The sequence below is a fragment of the Streptomyces sp. NPDC047130 genome, from assembly GCF_040643475.1.
GTDB lineage: Bacteria > Actinomycetota > Actinomycetes > Streptomycetales > Streptomycetaceae > Streptomyces.
This window is the reverse complement of sequence record NZ_JBEYUK010000007.1, coordinates 127,073-147,449: the sequence shown is the minus strand read 5'-3', so window position 1 is coordinate 147,449 and position 20,377 is coordinate 127,073. Positions and strand designations below refer to the sequence as shown.

General features: G+C 73.3%; 19 protein-coding genes. 12 read left to right on the top strand and 7 right to left on the bottom strand.

What is annotated here, in order from left to right; translation table 11 throughout:
• Positions 1-175 precede the first annotated feature (175 nt).
• From ABZ836_RS12490 to ABZ836_RS12450, 9 genes are all read left to right on the top strand, one after another.
• Entirely contained in the window at positions 176-1,663 is a 1,488-nt protein-coding gene (locus ABZ836_RS12490; RefSeq protein WP_361141645.1) for an AMP-binding protein, read from the top strand.
• Complete coding sequence (locus ABZ836_RS12485; RefSeq protein ID WP_361141643.1) at positions 1,660-1,959, top strand: phosphopantetheine-binding protein; 300 nt, start codon at positions 1,660-1,662, stop codon at positions 1,957-1,959. The genes ABZ836_RS12490 and ABZ836_RS12485 overlap by 4 nt, the downstream gene beginning before the upstream one ends.
• 109 nt (positions 1,960-2,068) lie before the next feature.
• The gene (locus tag ABZ836_RS12480) at positions 2,069-2,443 is read left to right on the top strand and encodes an ectoine synthase (protein WP_356129435.1); all 375 of its coding nucleotides are present in this window, start codon (positions 2,069-2,071) and stop codon (positions 2,441-2,443) included.
• A 53-nt stretch (positions 2,444-2,496) separates the two neighbouring features.
• The gene (locus ABZ836_RS12475) at positions 2,497-3,630 is read left to right on the top strand and encodes an acyl-CoA dehydrogenase family protein (protein ID WP_356129437.1); all 1,134 of its coding nucleotides are present in this window, start codon (positions 2,497-2,499) and stop codon (positions 3,628-3,630) included.
• A 15-nt stretch (positions 3,631-3,645) separates the two neighbouring features.
• Positions 3,646-4,326, top strand: coding sequence for a transglutaminase-like domain-containing protein (locus ABZ836_RS12470; RefSeq protein WP_361141640.1), 681 nt, complete (start codon positions 3,646-3,648; stop codon positions 4,324-4,326).
• Positions 4,327-4,343: 17 nt separating this feature from the next.
• The gene (locus tag ABZ836_RS12465; RefSeq protein WP_361141638.1) at positions 4,344-5,312 is read left to right on the top strand and encodes a pseudouridine-5'-phosphate glycosidase; all 969 of its coding nucleotides are present in this window, start codon (positions 4,344-4,346) and stop codon (positions 5,310-5,312) included.
• Positions 5,309-6,010, top strand: a complete 702-nt coding sequence (locus ABZ836_RS12460) for an HAD family hydrolase (protein ID WP_356129443.1) — start codon at positions 5,309-5,311, stop codon at positions 6,008-6,010. Before ABZ836_RS12465 ends, ABZ836_RS12460 begins: the two co-directional genes overlap by 4 nt.
• Before the next feature lie 93 nt (positions 6,011-6,103).
• Positions 6,104-7,642 (top strand): MFS transporter, encoded by a 1,539-nt coding sequence (locus ABZ836_RS12455; protein WP_361141636.1) that lies wholly within the window; start codon positions 6,104-6,106, stop codon positions 7,640-7,642.
• Positions 7,642-8,439: a hypothetical protein gene (locus ABZ836_RS12450; RefSeq protein ID WP_361141634.1), complete on the top strand. Its 798-nt coding sequence runs from the start codon at positions 7,642-7,644 to the stop codon at positions 8,437-8,439. The genes ABZ836_RS12455 and ABZ836_RS12450 overlap by 1 nt, the downstream gene beginning before the upstream one ends.
• Positions 8,440-8,536: 97 nt before the next feature.
• On the opposite strand, the gene ABZ836_RS12445 is transcribed toward ABZ836_RS12450, so the two are convergent.
• Positions 8,537-9,838, bottom strand: coding sequence for a low temperature requirement protein A (locus ABZ836_RS12445; RefSeq protein WP_361141632.1), 1,302 nt, complete (start codon positions 9,836-9,838; stop codon positions 8,537-8,539).
• 311 nt (positions 9,839-10,149) lie between these two features.
• Here ABZ836_RS12445 and ABZ836_RS12440 point away from each other — a divergent pair, with 311 nt between their 5' ends.
• The 3 genes from ABZ836_RS12440 to ABZ836_RS12430 all read left to right on the top strand — a co-directional run bounded on the left by ABZ836_RS12440 (position 10,150) and on the right by ABZ836_RS12430 (position 13,154).
• Positions 10,150-10,470: a GNAT family N-acetyltransferase gene (locus ABZ836_RS12440; RefSeq protein WP_356129450.1), complete on the top strand. Its 321-nt coding sequence runs from the start codon at positions 10,150-10,152 to the stop codon at positions 10,468-10,470.
• 140 nt (positions 10,471-10,610) lie between these two features.
• Entirely contained in the window at positions 10,611-11,699 is a 1,089-nt protein-coding gene (locus ABZ836_RS12435; RefSeq protein ID WP_361141630.1) for an acyltransferase, read from the top strand.
• A 195-nt stretch (positions 11,700-11,894) separates the two neighbouring features.
• Positions 11,895-13,154: a hypothetical protein gene (locus ABZ836_RS12430; protein WP_361141628.1), complete on the top strand. Its 1,260-nt coding sequence runs from the start codon at positions 11,895-11,897 to the stop codon at positions 13,152-13,154.
• Between the two features lie 98 nt (positions 13,155-13,252).
• Here ABZ836_RS12430 and ABZ836_RS12425 read toward each other — a convergent pair whose 3' ends face one another.
• The 6 genes from ABZ836_RS12425 to ABZ836_RS12400 all read right to left on the bottom strand — a co-directional run bounded on the left by ABZ836_RS12425 (position 13,253) and on the right by ABZ836_RS12400 (position 20,243).
• Entirely contained in the window at positions 13,253-14,980 is a 1,728-nt protein-coding gene (locus ABZ836_RS12425) for a CocE/NonD family hydrolase (RefSeq protein ID WP_361141626.1), read from the bottom strand.
• Between the two features lie 75 nt (positions 14,981-15,055).
• Complete coding sequence (locus tag ABZ836_RS12420) at positions 15,056-15,994, bottom strand: MBL fold metallo-hydrolase (protein ID WP_361141624.1); 939 nt, start codon at positions 15,992-15,994, stop codon at positions 15,056-15,058.
• A gap of 21 nt (positions 15,995-16,015) precedes the next feature.
• A complete protein-coding gene (locus tag ABZ836_RS12415) occupies positions 16,016-16,939 on the bottom strand; it encodes an alpha/beta hydrolase (RefSeq protein WP_361141622.1) in 924 nt (307 codons plus the stop codon).
• 5 nt (positions 16,940-16,944) lie between these two features.
• The gene (locus ABZ836_RS12410) at positions 16,945-18,135 is read right to left on the bottom strand and encodes an NAD(P)/FAD-dependent oxidoreductase (protein WP_361141620.1); all 1,191 of its coding nucleotides are present in this window, start codon (positions 18,133-18,135) and stop codon (positions 16,945-16,947) included.
• A 126-nt stretch (positions 18,136-18,261) separates the two neighbouring features.
• Positions 18,262-19,218, bottom strand: coding sequence for a phosphotriesterase (locus ABZ836_RS12405; protein ID WP_356129464.1), 957 nt, complete (start codon positions 19,216-19,218; stop codon positions 18,262-18,264).
• Positions 19,219-19,268: 50 nt separating this feature from the next.
• Positions 19,269-20,243 carry a phosphotriesterase gene (locus ABZ836_RS12400; protein ID WP_361141618.1) on the bottom strand — a complete coding sequence of 325 codons (975 nt, stop codon included), beginning with the start codon at positions 20,241-20,243 and terminating at the stop codon, positions 19,269-19,271.
• Positions 20,244-20,377: the final 134 nt, after the last annotated feature.

Genomic DNA, 20,377 nt, shown 5'->3' with positions numbered 1-20,377 from the left:
CGCCTCGCCGACCTGACGGACTGTCGTGGACCTGATGAGGATCCGGAACGGCGCTTGTGACATCCCTGCCCGATCCACACAGTGATGGCCGTGGTCAACGCCCGGCTCGGGTCCCGACAGCGGACCCTCGCAGCCGGCCGCATCCCTCGTCCCCCACCGTCGGAAGGCAGCCCCCGTGCCGTCACCGCAACTGGCCGACGCCGTCGGCGCGCACCGAGACAGACATCCCGACCGGGTGGCCCTGTCCTGCTGTCACCGGAGCCTCACCTACCGGCAGCTGGACGACCTCACCCGGACGTTCACCGAACACCTGCGGCGACTGCCGCTGGAAGCCGGCGCCACCGTCTGCGTGCCGGCGCACAAGTCGCCGGAGACCGTCGCCCTGCTCCTCGCGGTGTTCCGGCAGGGGCTGGTCGCGCTCGTCCCCTCGCCCGACCTCGGCGTGGAGGCGCTGGCCCGGCTGAGCAGGCGGGCCCGGTCCCGCCTGCTGCTCCGGGCCGACGACCGGGCCGGCCTGACGGCCGAGCCGGTCGAGCCGGACGAGGCCGAGGCGGCGGGATTCTCGGTGCCCGACCCCGCCCGCACCCGGCTGCTGCTCACCACCTCCGGCTCCACCGGAACTCCGAAGATCGTGCCCATCCCCGTCGACGGCTTCACCGCGTTCGCCGACTGGGCCGCCGACGCCTTCGGCCTGGGCGCCGACGACGTCGCCCTCTCCTACGCCCCCCTCAACTTCGACCTGGCGCTGCTGGACCTGTGGACGTTCCTGCGGCTCGGCGCCCACGTCGTGCTCGTCGGCAAGGAGCACGCCGCGGACGCCCGCCACCTGCGCTCGCTGGTCGCGGAACGGGGCGTCAGCTTCGTCCAGGGCGTGCCCCTGCTGCACCGGCTGCTGGCCCGGGACGCCGACGGCGTGTATCCGGCGGTCCGGCAGGCGGTGTTCACCGGGGAGGCCATGCCGGCCGATCTGCTGCCCGCGGTGTTCGCCGCGTTCCCCGGAGCGAGGCTGCACAACGTGTTCGGCTGCACGGAGACCAACGACTCGTTCGCCCACGAGGTCTCCCGCGACGGGGCCGGGGCGGGGGCCGGGGAGCGGATGCCGATCGGCCGCCCGCTGCCCGGGGTGAGCGCCCTGGTCGTCGACGCCGACGGAGCCGTCCTGGACGGCCCGGGCCACGGGGAGCTGCTGGTGTCGACGCCGTTCCAGACCGACGGCTACCTCCAGAGCTCCCTCAACGAGGCGGCGTTCACCGAGATCGACGGCCGGACCTACTACCGGACCGGTGACCTCGTCGTCCGGTCCGCGGACGGCCTGGTCCGTCTGGAGGGGCGCGCCGACTGGCAGGTCAAGGTGCGCGGCATCCGCACCAACCTCCAGGAGGTGGAGGCCGTCATCGGGGCGCACCCCGAGGTGGCCGAGGCCGTCGTCGTCGCCCTTCCCGACGAGCGGGCCGGCGTCCGGCTGCACGCCGTGGTGACCCGGCGCCCCGTCACCACGCTGACCGGACTCGGCCTGCGCGCCTTCGCGGGCGCCAGGCTGCCCCGGCACGCCGTTCCGGCGTCCGTCCACATCACCGACCACCCTCTGCCCCGCACGTCCACGGGCAAGCCCGACCGCAACCGGATCCGGGCCGACCGCATGAAGGAGACCACGACCGCATGACCACCCCCCAGCGCACCGACGACCGGCACACCGACGACCGGCGCACGGCCGACGAGATCCGCGCCTACATCGCCGCCGAGTTCCTGGCGGGCGAGGACGTCTCGGAGCTCACCGACGACTACGACCTCGCCGCCGCCGGGGTGATCGACAGCCTCGGCCTGGTCCGGCTGGTCTCGCACATCGCGACCGCCTACCGGGTGCCGATGGACGACATCGACATCGCGCCGGACGACTTCCGCACCATCGCCGCGATCACCGGGCTGATCCGCCGGCACGCCAAGCCCGTCGCGGCCTGACACCCACCCGGCAGCGCCACCCACCACCCCGTACCCACGACCCGCACGCACCACCCCGTACGCCGCACCCAGCACCGCACACCAACACCAACACCGAAGGAGAGTTCCTGTGTTCACCCGTAGCGTCGACGACGTCGTTCCCGTCGAGTGGGGCAACGGCACCAGCCACCGTCTCCTGGTGGAGGCCGACCGTATGGGCTTCGCCTTCGCCGTGACCCTGGTGCGCCAGGGCACCACGAGCGCCCTGCAGTACCGCAACCACCTGGAGGCCTGCTACTGCGTCGAGGGCTCCGGCGAGGTGGTCGAGAAGGACGGCACCCGGCACAAGATCGTTCCGGGCACGATCTACGTCCTCGACCAGCACGACCCGCACTACCTCATCGCCTCGGACTACGAGGACCTGCACCTGGTCTCGGTGTTCAACCCGCCGATCGTCGGAAACGAGCGCCACACCCTGTCCGAGGACGGCTTCTCGCAGTACTGATCCCGGCACCGAGCCACCGGCCCCGCTTCGAGGAGTACAGAGGAGTACCGCCCATGTCCGACCGAGCACCGCAGCACGACCTCCTGCACCTGACGACTCCCTGGGCCGAGCGGCTCAACGCCGACGTCGAGGAACTGGACGGCCGGGCCGAGTTCTCCCGGCGCAAGTGGTCCGCCGTCCAGGAGACCGGGATCCTGCGGGTCCCCTTCGACGAGGCCTACGGCGGGCACGGCAGGTCGCTGACCGACACCATGCTCGCCCTGGAGGGACTGGGCCGGGTCTCGCGCGACTCCGGCCTGTCCTTCTCGGTCTCCACCCAGATCGTGTCCGTCGGCGTGCCGCTGGAACGTTTCGCCTCCGACGAGCTGAAGGAGCGTTACCTCCCGAAGATCGTCTCCGGCGACCTGATCACGGCGCACGCCATCACCGAGGAGTCCGGTGGCTCCGACGCCATGAACATCTCCACCACCGCCGTGCGCGAGGGCGACCACTACGTCGTCAACGGCGGGAAGATGTTCATCACCAACGCGCCGGTCGCGGACCTGTTCCTGCTCTACGTCCGCACCGGCGCGCCCGGTCCCTTCGGCCTCACCTGCCTGCTGGTCGAGGCCGGCACGCCCGGCCTGGTGGTGGGCCCCGCCATGGACAAGATGGGGCTGCGCACCAGCCCCGTCGGCACGCTCGCCTTCGAGGACCTGCGGGTGCCCGTCACCCACCGGGTCGGCGGGGAGGGCGCCGGATTCCTCGCCCTCGACCACGTCATGAAGCGGGAAGTGCTCTTCTCGTTCTCCATCACGCTCGGCGAGATGACGCGCCGGCTGGAGGAGACCATCCGCTTCGCCAGGGCGCGGCAGCAGTTCGGCCGGCCCATCGGCAAGTACCAGGCGATCTCCCACAAGATCGCCGACATGCAGATCCGCACCGAGACCGCCCGGAAGTGGCTGCGCGACACCGGCAGGAAGGTGGAGTCCGGGCAGGACGCCGCCGTCGACCTCGCCGCCACCAAGACCGTCGTGTCGGAGGCGAACGTGCAGAACGCCCTCGACGCGGTCCGCATCCACGGCGGACGCGGTGTGCTCACCGGCCACGGCGTCGAGCGCGCACTGCGCGACTCCGTCGCCGGGACCATCTACTCCGGGACCAGCGAGATCCAGCGCACCCGGATCGCCAGCCTCCTCGGCCTCTGACCAGGGAACGAGCACATGACCGAGCTGCTCAGCCACCTCACCGCCCCGACCGAGTTCCTCGACCACCAGTCCGAGGCGGTGCAGAACTTCATCGACGAGGTCGTCGAGGACCGTTCGGCCGACCGCCGCCTCAACGCGGTCAAGCTGTACTACGCGGTCCGCGACACCGTCCACTACGAGGTGTACGGCGCCGACCTGTCCCGCGAGGGACTGAAGGCGTCCAGCACCGCCACCCTCAGGTCCGGCTTCTGCCTGCACAAGTCGGTCCTGTTCGCCGCCGCCGTCCGCGCCCTGGGCATCCCGTCCCGGCTGGTGTACGGCGACGTCCGCAACCACCTCGCCTCACCCCGCCTGATCGAGCACATCGGCGGCGAGGTCTTCTTCCACGGCCTGACCCAGATCCACCTGGAGGGCCGCTGGGTGAAGGCCACCCCCGTCTTCAACAAGCTGCTCTGCCGGCTGTACGGCATGCGGCCCCTGGAGTTCGACGGCCTGTCCGACAGCCTCCACCACCCGCACGGCAACGGCGGCGCCATGGAGTTCCTCAAGGACCACGGCGCCTTCGACGACCTGCCGTACGAGTTCGTCATGACGTCGATGCGCCGGGCGCACCCGCGGTTCCTCGAGGGAACCGGCACCGTCTCCGGCGGCTCGCTCGCCTCCGAGGCCGTCCCCCCGTCCGTCCTGAGCAACTGACCCGTCGAGGAGCCCCCATGAACACCACCGCCACGGCGCCCGCCGCCGACCCCGCCCTGCTGGACATCGACGAGGAGGTGCGCGAGGCGCTCCACGAGGGGCGGCCGGTCGTCGCCCTGGAGTCCTCGGCCATCCCGCACGGACTGCCGTACCCCGCCAACCTCGACCTGGCGCTCGACATCGACGCGCAGGTCCGCTCGGCCGGCGCGGTCCCCGCCCGGGTCGCGGTCCTGGACGGCCGCATCCGGGTGGGCATGACCAAGGAACAGCTCGAGCTCTTCGCCTCCTCCCCCGACGTGCCCAAGGTCAGCACCCGTGACCTGTCCCTCACCCTGACGCGCGGCGGCCTCGGCGCCACCACCGTCTCCTCCTCCCTGGTCGCGGCGGAGCTGGCGGGCATCCCGGTCTTCGCGGTCGCGGGCATCGGCGGTGTGCACCGCGACGCCCCGTACAGCTTCGACATCTCCGCCGACCTGGTGCAGTTCACCCGGAGCCGGGTCGCCGTGGTCTGCGCCGGGGCCAAGTCGATGCTGCACCCCGCCTGGACCCTGGAGTGGCTGGAGACGGCCGGCATCCCCGTGATCGGCTACCGCTGCGACGACTTCCCCGCCTACCTGAGCGTCAGCAGCGGGGTGCGCAACCCGCACCGGCTGGACGACCTGCGGGAGATCGCCGCCGTCGTCCTCAACCACTGGCGGACCGGCACGGCCACCTCGGCCCTGGTCACCCATCCGATCCGGGAGGCCGACGGCATCCCCTCCGCGGACATCGAGGCCGCCCTCGAGGACGCCACGGCCCGGGCGAAGGCCGCCGGCGTCACCGGCCCCGCGATCACCCCGTACATCCTGAAGGCGATAGCGCAGGCGACCCAGGGCCGCACCGCGGACGCCAACCGGTCCGTGCTGCTGTCGACCGCGGCCCTGGCCGGCGAGTTCGCCACGCAGTTCTCCCTCGAGCTCGCCGAGCGGGCGGGAGCCCGGGCATGACGCGCCACGGCACACCCGCCGCCGTCCTGTTCGACCTCGACGGCACCCTGCTGGACACCCCGGGCGCCATCGCCCGGGTGCTCCACCGGGTGCTGGAGCTCACCGGCCACCCGCCGGTCCCGGAGCACCGGGTGCGCGCCACCGTCGGCCGGCCGCTCACCGCCGTCTTCGCCGCCCTCACCGGGCGGCCCGAGGACCACCCGCGGGTGGCCGAGGCGGTCGCGCTCTTCCGCGAGATGTTCCGCCAGGAGGTGGTGCCGCACGCCGCCGACCTGGTCTTCCCCGGGGTGCCGGAGCTGCTGGGCCGGTTGCGCGCCGAGGGCACCAGGACCGCGATCTGCACCAGCAAGATCCGGTCCAGCGCCCTGGAGCTCCTCGAACCCGCCGGTCTCGCCGGGGAGTTCGACGCCGTGGTCTGCCACGGCATGGCTCCGCGCGGCAAGCCCCACCCCGACCTCGCGCTGCTCGCGGCCCGGTCGGTCGGCATCGCGCCGCAGCGGTGCCTGGTCGTCGGCGACGCCGTGGACGACATGCGGATGGCGTCGGCGGCCGGCATGACGGCGGTCGGCGTCTCCTACGGGGTGGCCTCCGAGCGGCAGCTGACCGAGGCGGGCGCCGGGCTGGTGGCGGACACGGTCGGCGCGCTGGAACAGGCGCTGGCCGTCCGCCTCCGCCCGACGGCTCCGGCACCCTCCTGACCGGGCGGGCCCGGCGAGCCGACCGGCTCCCCGGGCCCGCCCCCTCCTCCCCACACCCGAGACGAACACAAGAACCAGGCGGTCATCGATCCCATGTCCACTCCCTCACCGTCCTCCGCGCCGACGGCGACGCGCAGTCCCGTCGGCGGCCTCATCACCCTCTCCGCGGCCCAGTTCCTCATCGCGCTCGACTTCTCCATCATCTTCGTCGCCCTGCCCGAGATCGGGTCCGAGCTGACGCTGTCCGGCAGCGCCATGCAGTGGGTCGTCAGCGCCTACTCGGTGTTCTTCGCGGGCTTCCTGATCGTCGGCGGCCGCGTCGGCGACCGGATCGGCGCCCGCAAGCTGTTCATGGCCGCGCTGGTCCTCTTCGGCGTGGCCTCGCTGCTCGGCGGCATCGCGGCGAACGCGGCGCTGCTGCTGATCGCCCGCGGCGCCCAGGGCGTCGCCGCGGCCTGCCTCCAGCCGTCGGTGCTGGCCCTGGTGAACACCACCTTCCCGGCGGGACGGGAGCGCACCCGGGCGCTCGCGGTCTGGGGCACGGTCGGCGCCAGCGGGCTGGCGGCCGGCGTGGTCATCGGCGGCCTGCTCACCACCCTCTCCTGGCGGTGGACGTTCCTCGTCAACCTGCCCTTCGCGGTGCTGTGCGTGCTGGCGGCCCCCCGCTTCCTGCCGGGGAGGAGCGACGGCGGCCGTCACTCGGCCCTCAACGTCCTCAACGCCGTGCTGTGCACCGCCATGGTGCTGGTCTCCGTCCTCGGCCTCACCCTGGCCGCCGACATCGGCTGGACCGAGCCGGCGACCCTGGGCTCCTTCGCCGCCGGGGCCGTCCTGCTGGTCCTGTTCGGGCTGCGGGAGCGCGGCAGCGGGCAGCCGCTGGTCGATCCGGTGCTGCGGCGCACCCGCAGCCTCGTCATGGGCTGCGGCTCCTCGGCGCTGTACATGGCGAGCGTGGCGGGCGTCGAGTTCTACCTGGTGACGCTGCTCCTGCAGGACGGCCGCGGTTACACGCCGCTGGCCGCCGGCGTCGCGTTCCTGCCGCTCGCCGCGTGCATCACCTTCGGCAACATGATCGCCGGAAAGCTGGTGGGGCCCCTCGGCGTGCGCCGCTGCCTGACGCTGGCCTTCGTGATCGGCGCGGTCGGGCTCCTGCTGCTGGGCCTCTCCGCCCGCGACCACGGCTACCTCACGGGCATGCTGCCCGGCCTGATCGTCAGCGGCCTCGGCCACGGCATGATCTACACCACCATGTTCGTCGGCGGCACGCGCGACGTGGACGACCGCAACCAGGGCGTCGCCGGTGCGCTGATGACCACCACCCAGTACGCGGGCGGAGCCCTCGGCGTGGCGGCCCTCGTCCTCGTCCTGGGCACGGACCCGGGCGACGGGGCCTTCCGTACGGGCTTCCTGCTGGCCGGCGGGATCGCCGTGGCCGGCGCGGTGCTCGCCTGGCTGGGTTTCACGCCGGGCGGGCAGGACGCCGCGGCCTCCCCGGACCGGGACGCCGAGCCGGCGGGCGGCGCCGCGGCGGCGGGTGCGAGCGGCGCGGACGGCGCCGGCGCGGTCGGCGCCCCCGTGGAGGGCGGCCGGGCGGACGGTGTCCGGGCCCCCGCCAAGGCGGGTGAGAGCTGATGGCCGCGGCCGCCGCCCGCCTGGGCATCCTCGTCATCCACAACGACCCGGTGCCCGAGACCGAGATCTGGCGCATGGCCCCGGAGGGGGTCTCCGTCCACACCGCCCGTTTCGAGTGCCCGCGGCCTGCCGACACCGAGTACGTCGGCAGCCCCGCCGCGGCTCTCGCGAACGCGCCCGACGTCGTCCGCGGCCTGGACCAGTTGGGCCGGCTGGGCGTGCACAGCGTCGCGCTCTGCTTCGGGTCGAGCAGCTTCTTCGGGGGGCCCGCGTTCGACACCGAGTTCGCCGCGGCGGCCGCCGCCCACGCGCACGGGACGCCCGTCCACACGGCGGCGACGGCCATCACGGCCGCGCTGCGGGCGTCCGGTGTGCGGCGACCGCTGCTGGTGATGCCCCCGTGGTTCACCGAGCCGACGTTCCGGGCCACGCGGGACTACCTGCGCGAGGTGGGCGTCGAACGGACCAGGCTGGTGCAGTTCGAGCTCGGCCCCGAGTGGGACGGCGTCGCCCGCTACAACGCCTTCGACGAGGGCGCCCACTGGACCATCGACTCCGCGGAGGTGCACCAGCAGGTCGTGAAGGCCTTCCACGACCCGGACCACCCGCGCCCGGACGGCGTCCTCGTACCGGGCAGCGGCTTCCCCGCCCGGGCCGCCGTGGTGCCCCTGGAACAGGAACTCGGCGTCCCGGTCGTCACGTCGAACCAGGCCGTCCTCTGGTACGGGCTGCGCCACGCCGCACCGGGCACCGGGACGGCAGGCCAGGGCAGCCTCTTCACCCGTCCGCTCCCCTGACGCCGCGCCACCCCGCCCGCCGCTCCGGCGGTGTGCGGGGTGGTGTGCGGTGATGCCCGTGCCGTGGTGCCCGTGCGGTGGTGTCAGGGCGGTGGTGTCAGGGCGTGCGGTCGGCGTCGATGCGGTGGAGCCGGCCGCCTCGGTGGCGCCGGCCGGTGGTCTCGTGGCCGAGGACGGGGACGAAGGAGGCCGCCATGACCACCAGCAGGCAGGTGGCGACCCCCGCGCCGAGCGCGGACAGCAGGACGGCGGCGGCCAGGACGCCCAGGGTCAGCAGCGTCAGCAGCAGGTGGAACCGGTCCCAGGACGACAGCAGCAGGGCGCGCAGCACATGGATCGTCAGCAGGTAGACGCCCGTCGGGAGGGCCAGGAGCAGGACCACCGCCGTCTCGCCGGTCTTCGCGTGGTGGTCGAGGGACAGACCGGCCACGTGCAGGCCCGCGCCGGTCCCGGCGACGGCCGCGTAGAGCGGGATGTGGCCGTAGCCGAAGAGGTAGCCACGCCCGCGGCGGTGGGCGAGGATCTCGCCGAACGGGACGGTGAAGTACACCCACCACATGCCGAAGGTGAGTCCGACGCCGGCGATCACGACGGCGACCGCGTCACCGGTCCAGTGCGTGCCGTCGGCGCCGCCGAGCAGTTCGCCGGACGAGGCGACGGTGCCGACCACGCCCTCCCCGAGCGTGATGATGGCGAAGAGTCCGTAGCGTTCGGCGACGTGGTGCGGATGCCAGGGAGTGCCGCCGGCGCCGCCCTGCGCGAACACCGGCACCAGCAGCTCCAGCGCCGCGAGGACCGCGAAGGCGGCCAGGGCGACGGCGAGCGAGGGGCGGGTGAGGGCGAGGGCGACCCAGCCGACCTGGACGAGCGCCGTCCAGCGCATGTCGGTGAGCGCCACCCGCCGGTAGCGAGGGGCCTCCCGGGCGGCGCGCCACCACTGCAGGAGCATGGCGAGGCGCATCACGACGTACCCGGCGACGATCGGCCGCAGGTCGAGGTGGGCGCCCTCCTCGACGGAGTGGAAGAGCACCGGCAGCCCGAGGGCGAGGACGACGACCCCGGTCATCTGCACCATGGTCAGCGCCCGGTCGAGCCAGTCGTCGGTGCTGAAGGCGGAGGCGAACCAGCTGTAGTTGATCCACGCGAGGACGATCGCGAACATCGCGGGCGCGAACGCGGTCACCGCGTCCCCCAGGTGCCCCTCGGCCAGCATCTCGGCGACCTGCGAGGCGGCCGTGCCCACCGCGACCACGAAGGTGAGGTCGAACAGGAGTTCGAGCGGCGTGGCGGTCCGGCCCGGCTCGGCCGGATCCCTGCCCGTCATCCGCTCCCGGTGGACGGTCACCCGGCGGCGGGCCCGTCCGCCGCCCGGGCCGCCGCGGGGCACGGAGTCGCTCATGTGCAGGATGATGCACGATGTCCGGTTCGCCGGCCTCCCGGCAGAGGACGGACCGGGCGAACGGGTGCGCGCACCCGGCGCGGCGCGCCGTGGACGGATGCGCGTCCCGGCCCGGCGCAGCACCGTGGACGGATGCGCGTCCCGGCCCCGCGCACGCCCTGCCGGGCGCCGTGCGGTTGCGGACGCGGGACCGGGCGCCGAGCCTGTGACGGGCGGCACGTCCGGGACCGGCCGGGCGGGTCACCGGGACGGTCCCGTACAGTCGCCCCGGCACACCCGGCCGCCCGTCCGCCACGCACCCAGGAGCTCCCATGCACGTCGAGACCAGGAACGTCCCCGACACCGAGGGGCCGGAGGGGCGCTGGGAGGCCCACGCCGACGGCGGGACGCGGGTCGCGGGGCTCGCCCGGTACATCCGCACGCCGGACATGATCGCCTTCACGCACACCGAGGTCGACCCGGCCTACGAGGGACAGGGCATCGGGTCGGCGCTCGTGCGCGCCTCCCTGGACGACGCCCGGGCCCAGGGCAAGAAGGTGCTCCCCGTCTGCCCGTTCTACGCGGGCTGGATCGACCGTCACCCCGAGTACCACGACCTGCGCTACACGAGCCGCAGCTCCGTGGTGGACTGACTCCCCGGCGCACCTCCCGTCCCCGCCGCCCCACCCGTGCGCGGCGGGTGAACGGCGGACGGCCGACCGACAACCCAGCGGCCACGGCGGCGTCATCCCGACGTCAACTCCCGTACACCGGCTCCGTCGAGAGTTGCGCGGTGCAGAACGACACCGCCGTACGCATGCCGCTCCAACGGGGCAGCGTCACCTCCGAGAAGCCCACCGCCCCGGCGCGCGAACACCGCTTCGACATCGATCTGATGCGGCTGATCTGTTCTGCGACCGTCATGCTGGGCCACGTGGGCGCCCAGTTCATCCACGCCACCGGCAACGACCCCGGGAACGGCGCCGGTGCGTACTGGGCGGGCCACCTCGCCGAAGGCGTCAACGCCTTCGCCGTCCCCATGTACTTCGCCATCGCCGGCTGGGCCGTGCTGGTCGGCGCGCCGCCCCGGGACGGTTCCCGCATGTGGCGGCGGGTGGTCCGCAACGTGGTCCCGCTCTTCGCCTGGACGGCGGTCTACCTGGTCTGGGCGTGGCTGCGGGACCGCAACGACCGGCCCGTGACGGAGCTGGCGGCGAACTCGCTCTTCGCCTCGGTGCAGCCCGCCTACCACCTGTGGTTCATGTACACCTACATCCCGGTGATCATGCTGCTCGCCTTCGCGGTGCTGGTCAGGGCGGGGCAGCGCCCGTGGGGGCTCGGCGCGGCGCTGCTCGCCATCGCCGTGCTGCCGAGCGGGCTGACCACGATCGCCGAGGTGACGGGCCACGGGACACCGTCGGCGGCCTGGGGGTTCGGCACGTACTCGCTGGTGTACGCGGTCGGCGGCGCGCTGCTGTTCGCCCTCCCGGCGGGTGCCGTGCGCAAGCGGTGGCCCCTGGCCGTCCTGCTGCCGTGCACCATGGCCGGGGCGCTCTGGTACAACACGCAGGTCCACTACGTGCTGCCCAACGCGCACCTGTTCGTCGCCGCGATGACCGTCTGCGTGCTGCTGCTGGTGAGCAGGGTCCGGGTGCCCGCGGCGTGGCGCCCGCGGCTGCGGACGCTGGCCGACGCGGCGCTCGGCGCGTACATGGTGCACGTGCTGTTCGTCGAGGAGATCGTGCGGCCACTGGTGTCGCCGGACCTCGGCGGCCCGGCGGCCGGGCTGCTGCTGGTCGCCCTCCTGGCGACGGTCGTCACCCTGTCCTTCACCGCGAGCCTGCTGTGGGGCAGGCTGAACCTGCGCCGCCTGCTCGGCTGACCGAGGCCGCGGGGCGCGGGGGCGCGGCCTCGGGGCATGACGCGGGGGCCGCACCGCTCGCGGCGGCCGGTGATTTCACGGATTCGCACCCCGCCCGGCCCCGCTTGACTCGACGTGTACCGATTCCTCACCGACCTCCGACGCCCGGCCGCGGCACTCACGCGCGGGCGTCCGGCACTACGAAGGGATCCCCGCATGTCGTCCCGCCTCCGTCGGCGCCTGCGCCTGTTCGGCGCCGCGTCCGCCGGCCTCCTGGCCCTGGGCGCCACCGGCGTCCTCTCCGCCCCCGCCTCCGCCGCGACCCCGGTCTACGCCGAGAACTTCTCCGGCGGGCTCGGCACCTTCACCCCGACCGGTTCCGTCAGCGCGAGCACCGGCGCCGCCCGCCTGAGCGGATCGCTGCTGTCCGACCCGACCCTCACCTCCGCGTCCGTCCCGCTGGCCGGCTACAGCGGCATCTCCGTCTCGTACACCCGGACGGCATCCGGGCTGGACCTCGGCGAGGCGTTCACCGTCGCCTACTCCGTCGACGGCGGCGCGTTCACCACGCTGGAGTCCTCGCGCACCGCCTCCGGCGCGGCGTCGTTCCGGCTGCCGTCGTCCGTCGACGGCCGCAGCGTGCGGCTGCGGTTCTCGCTGGACGCGAGCAGCGTCCTGGAGACGCTGACCGTCGACGACGTCCTCGTGCAGGCCGAGGGCGGCGGGAGCGGCGGCCCGACCGATCCCCCGGGCGGCTCGCTGCCCCCGGTGACCGACGTGACCGCGCCGGGGCCGTACGCGGTGACCGTCGACACCACCGCCGGTCCCGGCGACGACGGGTGGCTGGTGTACCCGTCGGACGCGGGCCGGGACGGCGTGGACCACCCGGTCCTGGTCTGGGGTCCGGGCGCCGGGTCCGACCCGGCCGCCTACGAGGACATGCTGCGCCAGTGGGCCTCGCACGGGTTCGTGGTCTACAGCGAGGTGTCCTCCAGCAGCGGCGCCTACATGGTCGACGCGCTGGACTGGATCGAGGACCAGAACGCCGCCCCGAGCAGCCCGCTGTACCAGGACGTCGACACCGCCGAGATCGCCTTCGGCGGCCACTCCCGCGGCTCGATCGGCACGTTCGACGTGGCCGACGACCCGCGCCTGGAGACCACCGTCCACGTCGCCGGCGGCTCCTTCGACGGCAACGGCCCGGACAACCTCCGCAACCCGGCCCTGTACATCGGCGGTGACGACGACTTCGCCACCTCCAACGTGGAGCGCGACTACGCCAACACCGACGTGCCGGTGTGGTTCAACGTCCTGAACGGCACCGACCACATTGCCGCCACCCGCAACGGGCAGCACATCATCACCGCCTGGCTGCGGTGGCACCTGGCCGACGAGGAGTTCCGCCGCACGACGGACTTCCTGCGCCAGGGCTGCACCTTCTGCGGTCTCGGGGTCACGCAGTACAAGAACTGGTGACGCCGGGGCGCCCCTCCCCCGCGCGGCCCGCGGTCGCCGGGAGGGGCGCCCGCATCTCTCTCCCGGCGACCGCGGGCCGCGGATCCGTCGGCATGCCGCTACTCCGCCGGTGTCGTCGTGAACGGCAGGACCAGCCGGGACGGGTGGTCGGCGTCGCGGTAGATCTTGTGGGTGACCGGGCGGCCGACCGGGAGGTGGAAGGCGTCCGGCGGGAGCAGGGAGTTGTGCTCGTCGGCGAGCGGTTCGGCGTTGGAGAGTTCGACGACGAGCCGGTGACCGGGCAGGAAGGCCGCGGCGAAGGGGTAGACCCGCAGGACGTACTCCTCGATCCGCCCCGGCTCGACCGGCACCGCGCGGGTGTGCGGGTGGTACGGGTCGCCCTCGGTGGTGCGGGCCTCGTCCAGTTCGCGGTGCGAGGCCTTGAGGTAGGCGGAGGTGACGAGCTGTCGCCTGCCGCCGGGGGCCTCGTCCCACAGGCGGAGGATGAAGTTGGTGTCCGGCTGGTCGATCTCGGCGAAGAGGTGGGCGGCGCCCTGGCCCATCAGCTCGGTGGGCTCGGTGAACGGGGCGGTGGACCAGGTGAGCGTCCGGACCTGGTCGGTGACGGTCAGCGGGGCCTGGTAGAAGCCGTCGGGGGCGGCGTACTCGGCGGCCAGCGGCTCGGGCTCGGTGGAGAGCGCGCCGCGGGGGCGGAGGTACAGCGCCCGGTGCTCGACCGGCTTCGGGGGCCACTGCGCGCCGGTGACGGTCGCGCGGGAGCCCTCGACGTGGACGGTCACCGCGGGCTCGTCCATGATCCCGTTGTCGACGCCCTTGATCCAGTACTCGTACCAGCGGAACATCTTGTCGTGCTCCTCGACGAAGGGGCGCGACTGCATGGGCGGGTAGGGGCCGATGTCCAGCTTCTTGGGCCCCTTGAGCCGGTGGTAGAGCTCGAGGGTGCCGTCCAGGGTCCAGCCGCGGCCCTGGTCGATCTGGAGCCAGACCGGGATGTCGACGGCCGCGGCGAGGGTGACGGGGTTGCGCTCCTCGTACCACTCGCCGTCGACCTCGTTCATCACGATGTCGAACCAGGCCTCGTGGTTCTGCGGGTAGTTGAGGACGTGGACCAGGTTGGGCCAGGCGGCCACGTCCGGGTCGGCCAGGCGCCGGGCGACCTTCTCCTCGATCTCCTCGGGCGAGAAGGTCTCCAGCATGCGGGACCTCACCCTGTCGGTGAACGCCCAGCCGGAGTCGCCGCCTCGGCCCTCGCGGGCGGCGCGCGGCATGAACCACATGACGCCGCCGTGGTACGTGGTCTCGTAGAAGTCGTAGTGGCCGCCGCTGACGAAGATCGCCTTGAGGGACGGCGGCCGTTCGGCGGCGGCGAGCACCTGCATGGACCCGAAGTAGGAGATGCCGATCATGCCGACGTTGCCGTCGCACCACGGCTGGGCGGCCACCCACTCGATGAAGTCGTAGGCGTCCTGGCCGAGGGGGACGCCGCCGGCGTTGTAGTTGCCGATGTGCTCGCCCTCGGAGGCGCCGGAGCCGCGGAGGTCGCCGATGACGTGGACGTACCCCTCCTCGACGACGCGGGCGATGTCGCCTGCCTCGATGCAGCCGTCCCACAGGGGGCTGGGGCGACGCTGCGGCGGGGTGGTCAGGGCGAGGGCCTGCAGTTCCTTGCCGTAGGGGCTGAGGGCCACCAGGGCGGGGCGGGGGGTGTCGTCGGTGCCGGCGTAGGCGTCGGCGGCCAGGGTGACGCCGTCGCGCATCGGGACGCGGAGGTCCTTGCGGACGGTGAGGGTCCGCTTCCCGGCGCGGATGGTGTGCGGGTCGGTCATGGGGGGCGTGCTCCCGGGTTCAGGAAGGTCGAGAGGATCGTGAGGCGGTGAGGGCCGCGTCGGCCGTGAAGGCCGTCAGGTCCGCTGCCGCTGTGTGCGGTAGCCGTGCAGGGAGGTGAAGAACGGGGACGGCTCGAGGGTGGGGTCGCCGGTGTAGCCGAGTTCCTCGGCGACGGGGGCGAACGGCGAGTAGGGCGAGTCGCTCTCCCGCGGTCCCGCCTCCAGGCAGCGGCAGGCGGCGTCGGTGACGCGGCCCTCGGCGGCGAGGCTCTGGTCGAGGGCCTCCGCGGCCTGCGCCGCGTCGAGCTCGACGCCGTAGGGCGTGCCGTCGGCGCGGCGGTAGGGGTGGCCGAGGTAGAGGCGCCGGGGGCGGATCTCGTCGCGCAGGTACAGGAGGCTGCGGCGGTAGGCGGCCGGGTCGGTGTAGCCGGGGAAGCCGTTGGCGGCGCCGTGGACCTGGACGGCGTCGCCGGTGAAGACCGCGCCCTGGCCGTCGAGGACGTAGGCGACCGATCCGGGGGTGTGGCCCGGGACCGCGTGGGCGGTGACGGTGACGCCACCGCCGAGGGGGATGGACTCGCCGCCCCGCAGCAGCACGGAGGGTTCCATCTCCCCCGAGACGACGGTGTTCGCGGCCGCCGTCACCTTGGCCTCGCCCTCGGGGTCGGCCAGGTACCGCCCGCGCCCTTCGCGGTACTCCTCCACGTGGGCCCCGCGCGAGCGGAGCATCGGGGCGTCGGCCTCGTGGATGACGACGCGGGCCCGCCGGCCGGTCATCTCCCACAGGGCGTGGGCCCCGCCGACGTGGTCGATGTGGCCGTGCGTCAGCAGGATCCAGCGCACGTCCTCGATGCGCCGGCCGATCGCCTCCAGCGCCGGCGCCATGCCGTCGGCGGGCGAGGAGGCGATGCCGGTGTCGACGATCGCCGGCTCGGGGGCGTCGACGTAGAAGCTGTAGAGACCGAACCGTCCCCAGGGCGAGACCAGGGGGTGGACGTCGACGGTGTGCGTCATCGGGGTCGTGGCCTTCCTGCGTCAGTGCCCGGCGAGGAAGTCCCGCGTGCGCGCGAAGACCTCGTGGTACTCGGGGATCCAGGAGAAGTGCTGGACGAAGCCGTGGCCGGCGCCCGGGTAGCGGGCGACCGTCGCGTCCACGCCGGCCTCCCGCAGGCGCCGCCCGTAGAGTTCGCCCTCGTCGCGCAGGGGGTCGAACTCGGCGGTGACGACGAGGGCGGGCGGGAGCCCGGTGAGGTCGGGGCGCTTGACCGGCGAGACCAGCGGGTCGGCCGGGTCGGCGCCGCTGTCGAGGTAGAAGGCGTTGAAGGGCTTGAGCCCGGCCGTCTCCAGGCCGTTGCCGACGGCGTTCTCCCGCAGGGAGGGGTAGCGGTCGACGTCGAAGTCGAGGTCGAGGGACGGGTAGTAGAGGATCTGGTGGGTGATCCGGTCGAAGCCCTCGTCGTGGGCGCGGGCGGCCACGGCGGCGGCGAAGTTGCCGCCGGAGCTGTCGCCGGCGACGGCCAGGGTCCGGCCGTCCCAGCCGAGGGTCTCCCCCTGTTCGGCGACCCATCGCACGACCGCGTGGCAGTCGTCGAGGCCGGCCGGGAAGGCGGCCTCGGGCGCCAGGCGGTAGCCGACGGAGACGACCTTCAGCCCGGTCTCCGCGGCCAGCGAGCGGGCGACGTGGTCGTGGGTCTCCAGGCTGCCGAGGAAGAAGGCGCCGCCGTGGAAGTAGACGATCACGCCGTGGGAGTCGGCCGCGCTGGGCGTGTAGATCCGCACCGGGACCGCGCCGGAGGCGGTCCGGGCGGTCAGGTCCTCGACGGCGTGCAGCGGCAGGCGCTCCTGGAGGGGCGGGACGTGCGCCTCGTCGCCGGCGCGCATGGCTACGGGGTCGAGCGGGCCCTCGGGCGGGGCGGGGAAGGTGGCGAGGAACGAGGCGATCTCGGGGTGCAGCGGCATGGGTGTCACTCCTCGGTGGCGGCGGGAATTGCGGCGGGGGCGGCGGGGACCGCCGAGGCTGCAGGGGCGGCGGAGTCGGCGGGGGCGGCGGAGGTCTGGCTCGCGGGCTTCTGGCCGGGGAAGACGTCGTCGATCTCGTCCTCGCTCCAGCCCTGGCGCGAGATGCGCTGGAGCGCGTCGGTGACCGGCTTGCGGGTGGCCTGGAAGAGGGCGAGCGCCTCGGGCAGGGTGGCGGCCTCGCGGAGGGCGTCGGCGAGCGCCCCGGCGTCCTCGATGGCGGAGTTGGCGCCCTGGCCCTGGTGGTGGAGCATCGAGTGGGCGGCGTCCCCGACCAGGACGACGGAGTCCGAGTGCCAGGTGCCGACCGGGTCGATGTCGTAGACGGCGCGGATGTTCACGGTGTCCATGTCGAGGTCGCGGGTGATGGCCACCAGGCGCTCGTCGAAGCCCTCGACGGTCGCCAGCAGGTCGTCCTTGGTGACCTCGGGCGTCCAGGTGCCGTCCGGGCACAGGGCGGTGATGTCGAAGGAGACCTGGTTCCGGTGGCGCAGCGGCAGCAGGTAGACCTTGGTGCCGCGGCCGATGTACATCCGCAGGTTGTCGTCGGTGACCATGCCGTGGGCGGCGTCGACGTCGATGACGGCGCGGTAGGCGTGCTCGCCGGAGAAGACGGGGGGCGCGTCGCTGAACAGCTGCCGCCGCACGACGGACCTGATGCCGTCGGCGCCGACGACGAGGTCGGCCTCGACGCGGCGGCCGCCCGCGAAGGTGAGGACGGCGCCGTCGCCCTTGTCCTCGACGGTCTCCAGCCGGTGGCCGAGCCGCACCATGCCCTCGGGGAGGACGCCGAGGAGGGCGTCGATGAAGTCGCCGCGGTGGACGAGGTGGGTGTGGACCTGCTCGCCGTCGGCGGGCCAGGCCTCCTTCAGCACGGGGGCGCAGTCGGCCGTCAGGATCTCGAAGTACCGGCTGGGCGAGCTGACCCCGGCGATCGCGTCGAAGACGCCCCACTCGCGGAAGCGGTTCATGGTGGCGGGCCGCAGGCCGATGCCGGCGCCCACCTCCCGGATCCGGCTCGCCTGCTCGTAGACGGTCACGTCGGCGCCGAGCAGGCTCAGGGCCTTGGCCGCGGCCGCGCCGCCGTACCCCGCTCCGACGACGGCGATCTTCAGGTTGCTCAGGTCCGATGACTGCATGGTGGTCTCTCTTGCTTCGGCGGAACGAGGGGCGAGGCGAGGCGTGGTGAGGCGGGACGGGCAGTACGGGGCGGGGCGGTACAGGGCGGGGCGGTACAGGGCGGGGCGGTACGGGGCAGGGCGGCGCTACTTCTGGAGCGTGAGGAAGTCGGCGGGGTTGTCGACGAAGATCGTGCGGATGGCGGCCTCGTCGAAACCGGCGGCACGGAGGTCCGGGATGAGGTCCTCGAAGATGTAGTTGACCGTGTGGCCCTTGACGCCCGGCCAGCCCAGCGGGCTGCAGTTGGCGTCGGCGGAGGCGAGGACCTGGTGGAGGCGGCGGCCGCCGTCGACGAACCGCAGGAAGTGGTCGAGGCGTTCCCGGCGGGGGCGGGCCCAGAACGGCGGGTCGGGCAGCTCGGTCTCGTAGCCGAAGGTGTCGAAGCCGATGCGGCCGCCCTGTTCGGCGATCCACACGTCGCGGGTCCGGTCGGCGTTCACGCCGTCGTCGACGTGGCCGAAGAGGACGCGGTCGAGGGGCAGCCCCTCCTCGTGGAAGATCGCGACGGCGTTCTCGGCGTCGATCGCGAGGTGCGTGAGGATGGGCGCGCCGGTGGCCAGCGCGGCGCGGGCGGCTGCGCGGTAGATGCGCTTGTCCAGCTCGGTCATGCGGCCGCCGCGGCTGACGCCGACCTTGATGACGCCGGCGCGGCCCCCGGTGGAGCCGATGCCCACGGTGATCTCGTGGACGAACTGCCGCATCAGGTAGTCGACGTCGGCCCGGGCGAAGTGCGGCAGGGCGGTGTCGCCGCCGACGAAGCCGGTGCAGGCGACGATGTGGACGCCGGTCTTCGCGGAGAGGGAGCGGTAGTAGTCGATGTCGCGGCCGTTGCAGATGCCGGTCGCGTCGACGAAGGTGCCGCCGCCGTACTCGTGGAAGGCGCGCAGCTTGGGGACGGTCTCCTCGTACCGCTGCTCGGGGGTCTTCCACCACGTGGTGTCCAGCTCGGAGCCGGGCATGCCGTAGCCGATGTGCTCGTGGACGGCCACCGGACCGAGCTCCTCGGTCGGGACCTGCCCCAGGACGGTGTTCACTCGCGACACAGAACTCACCTAAGGGAAAAAGGGGTTGGGGGTTGCTCGGACGTGCGCGCTCAGCGCACCGACAGCAGGTCGCGCGGGTTCTCCACGAGGATCCGCCGCACGTCCTCCTCGCCGAGGCCCCGGGCACGCAGGAGCGGGGCGAAGTCGGTCAGGACGTGGCTGTAGGGCAGGTCGTTGGCCGGGTGGCCCTTGGCGACACCGGTCGCGCTGCAGGAGAGCAGCAGCCGGCCGCCGAACCCGGCGCGCACCAACTCGACGACCAGGGCGGCACGTTCGGCGTCGGTGACATGGTGCGCGTCCTCGGTGCCGACGTGGTCGAGGGCGACGTAGGCGCCGCGCCGGGCGGTCTCCAGGGGGGCGCCGGCGGCGACGGCGTCCTTGCGGTCGAGGCCGCCGACGACCACGCGGTCGGCGGGCAGTTTCTCGTCCAGGACGACCTCGAGGCCGTGGAGGGGGTCGCCGCCGTAGCGGATCGAGACGGCCACGCCGGTGGCGAGGCCGGTGCGGGCGGCACCACGGAACAGGCTCTCGTCGGTGGCGGTCATGCCCTCGGCGGTGGCGGTCGTGGCCACCAGGCCGGCGGCGCCGCGCCGCTCCACGCGCGGGACCACCATGCCCTCGGTGATCTCCCGGGTGAACAGTTCGGCGAACCGGTCGGCCGGCCAGGGCGTGGGCGGATCGGTCTGCGGGGTGAGGAAGTAGCCGCCGAGCAGCTCCTCGGGTCCCTGGCCGGTGGAGGCGACGATGTGGACTCCGGTCGCGCGGGACAGCGTCTCGTACAGGCGGACGTCGCGGCCGTGGAACATGCCGGTGCTGTCGACGACGGTGCCGCCGCCGTGCGCGCGGAAGTCCGTCAGCCTGGCGGCGAGGATCTCGAAGATCTCGGCGCGGTCGAGGGTGATGTCGAAGGCGTGCTCGGCGCCCGGGACCACCGACAGCAGCGCCTCGTGCACCTGGACGACCCCGAGCTCGTCGGCCGGCACGGGTCCCAGGACGGTGTTCACGGTGGGGGTACTGACGCTCATGCCTGCCTCACGTGTCCGGTGTGGGGTGCGCAGCGCCGCACCCTGTGGCTGCCGTCACGCTAGCCATTCGCTTTACAGTGAGTCAATGAAATGAACGCCACGAAAAATTCGTTGTCCAGGGGTTGCCTGAACAC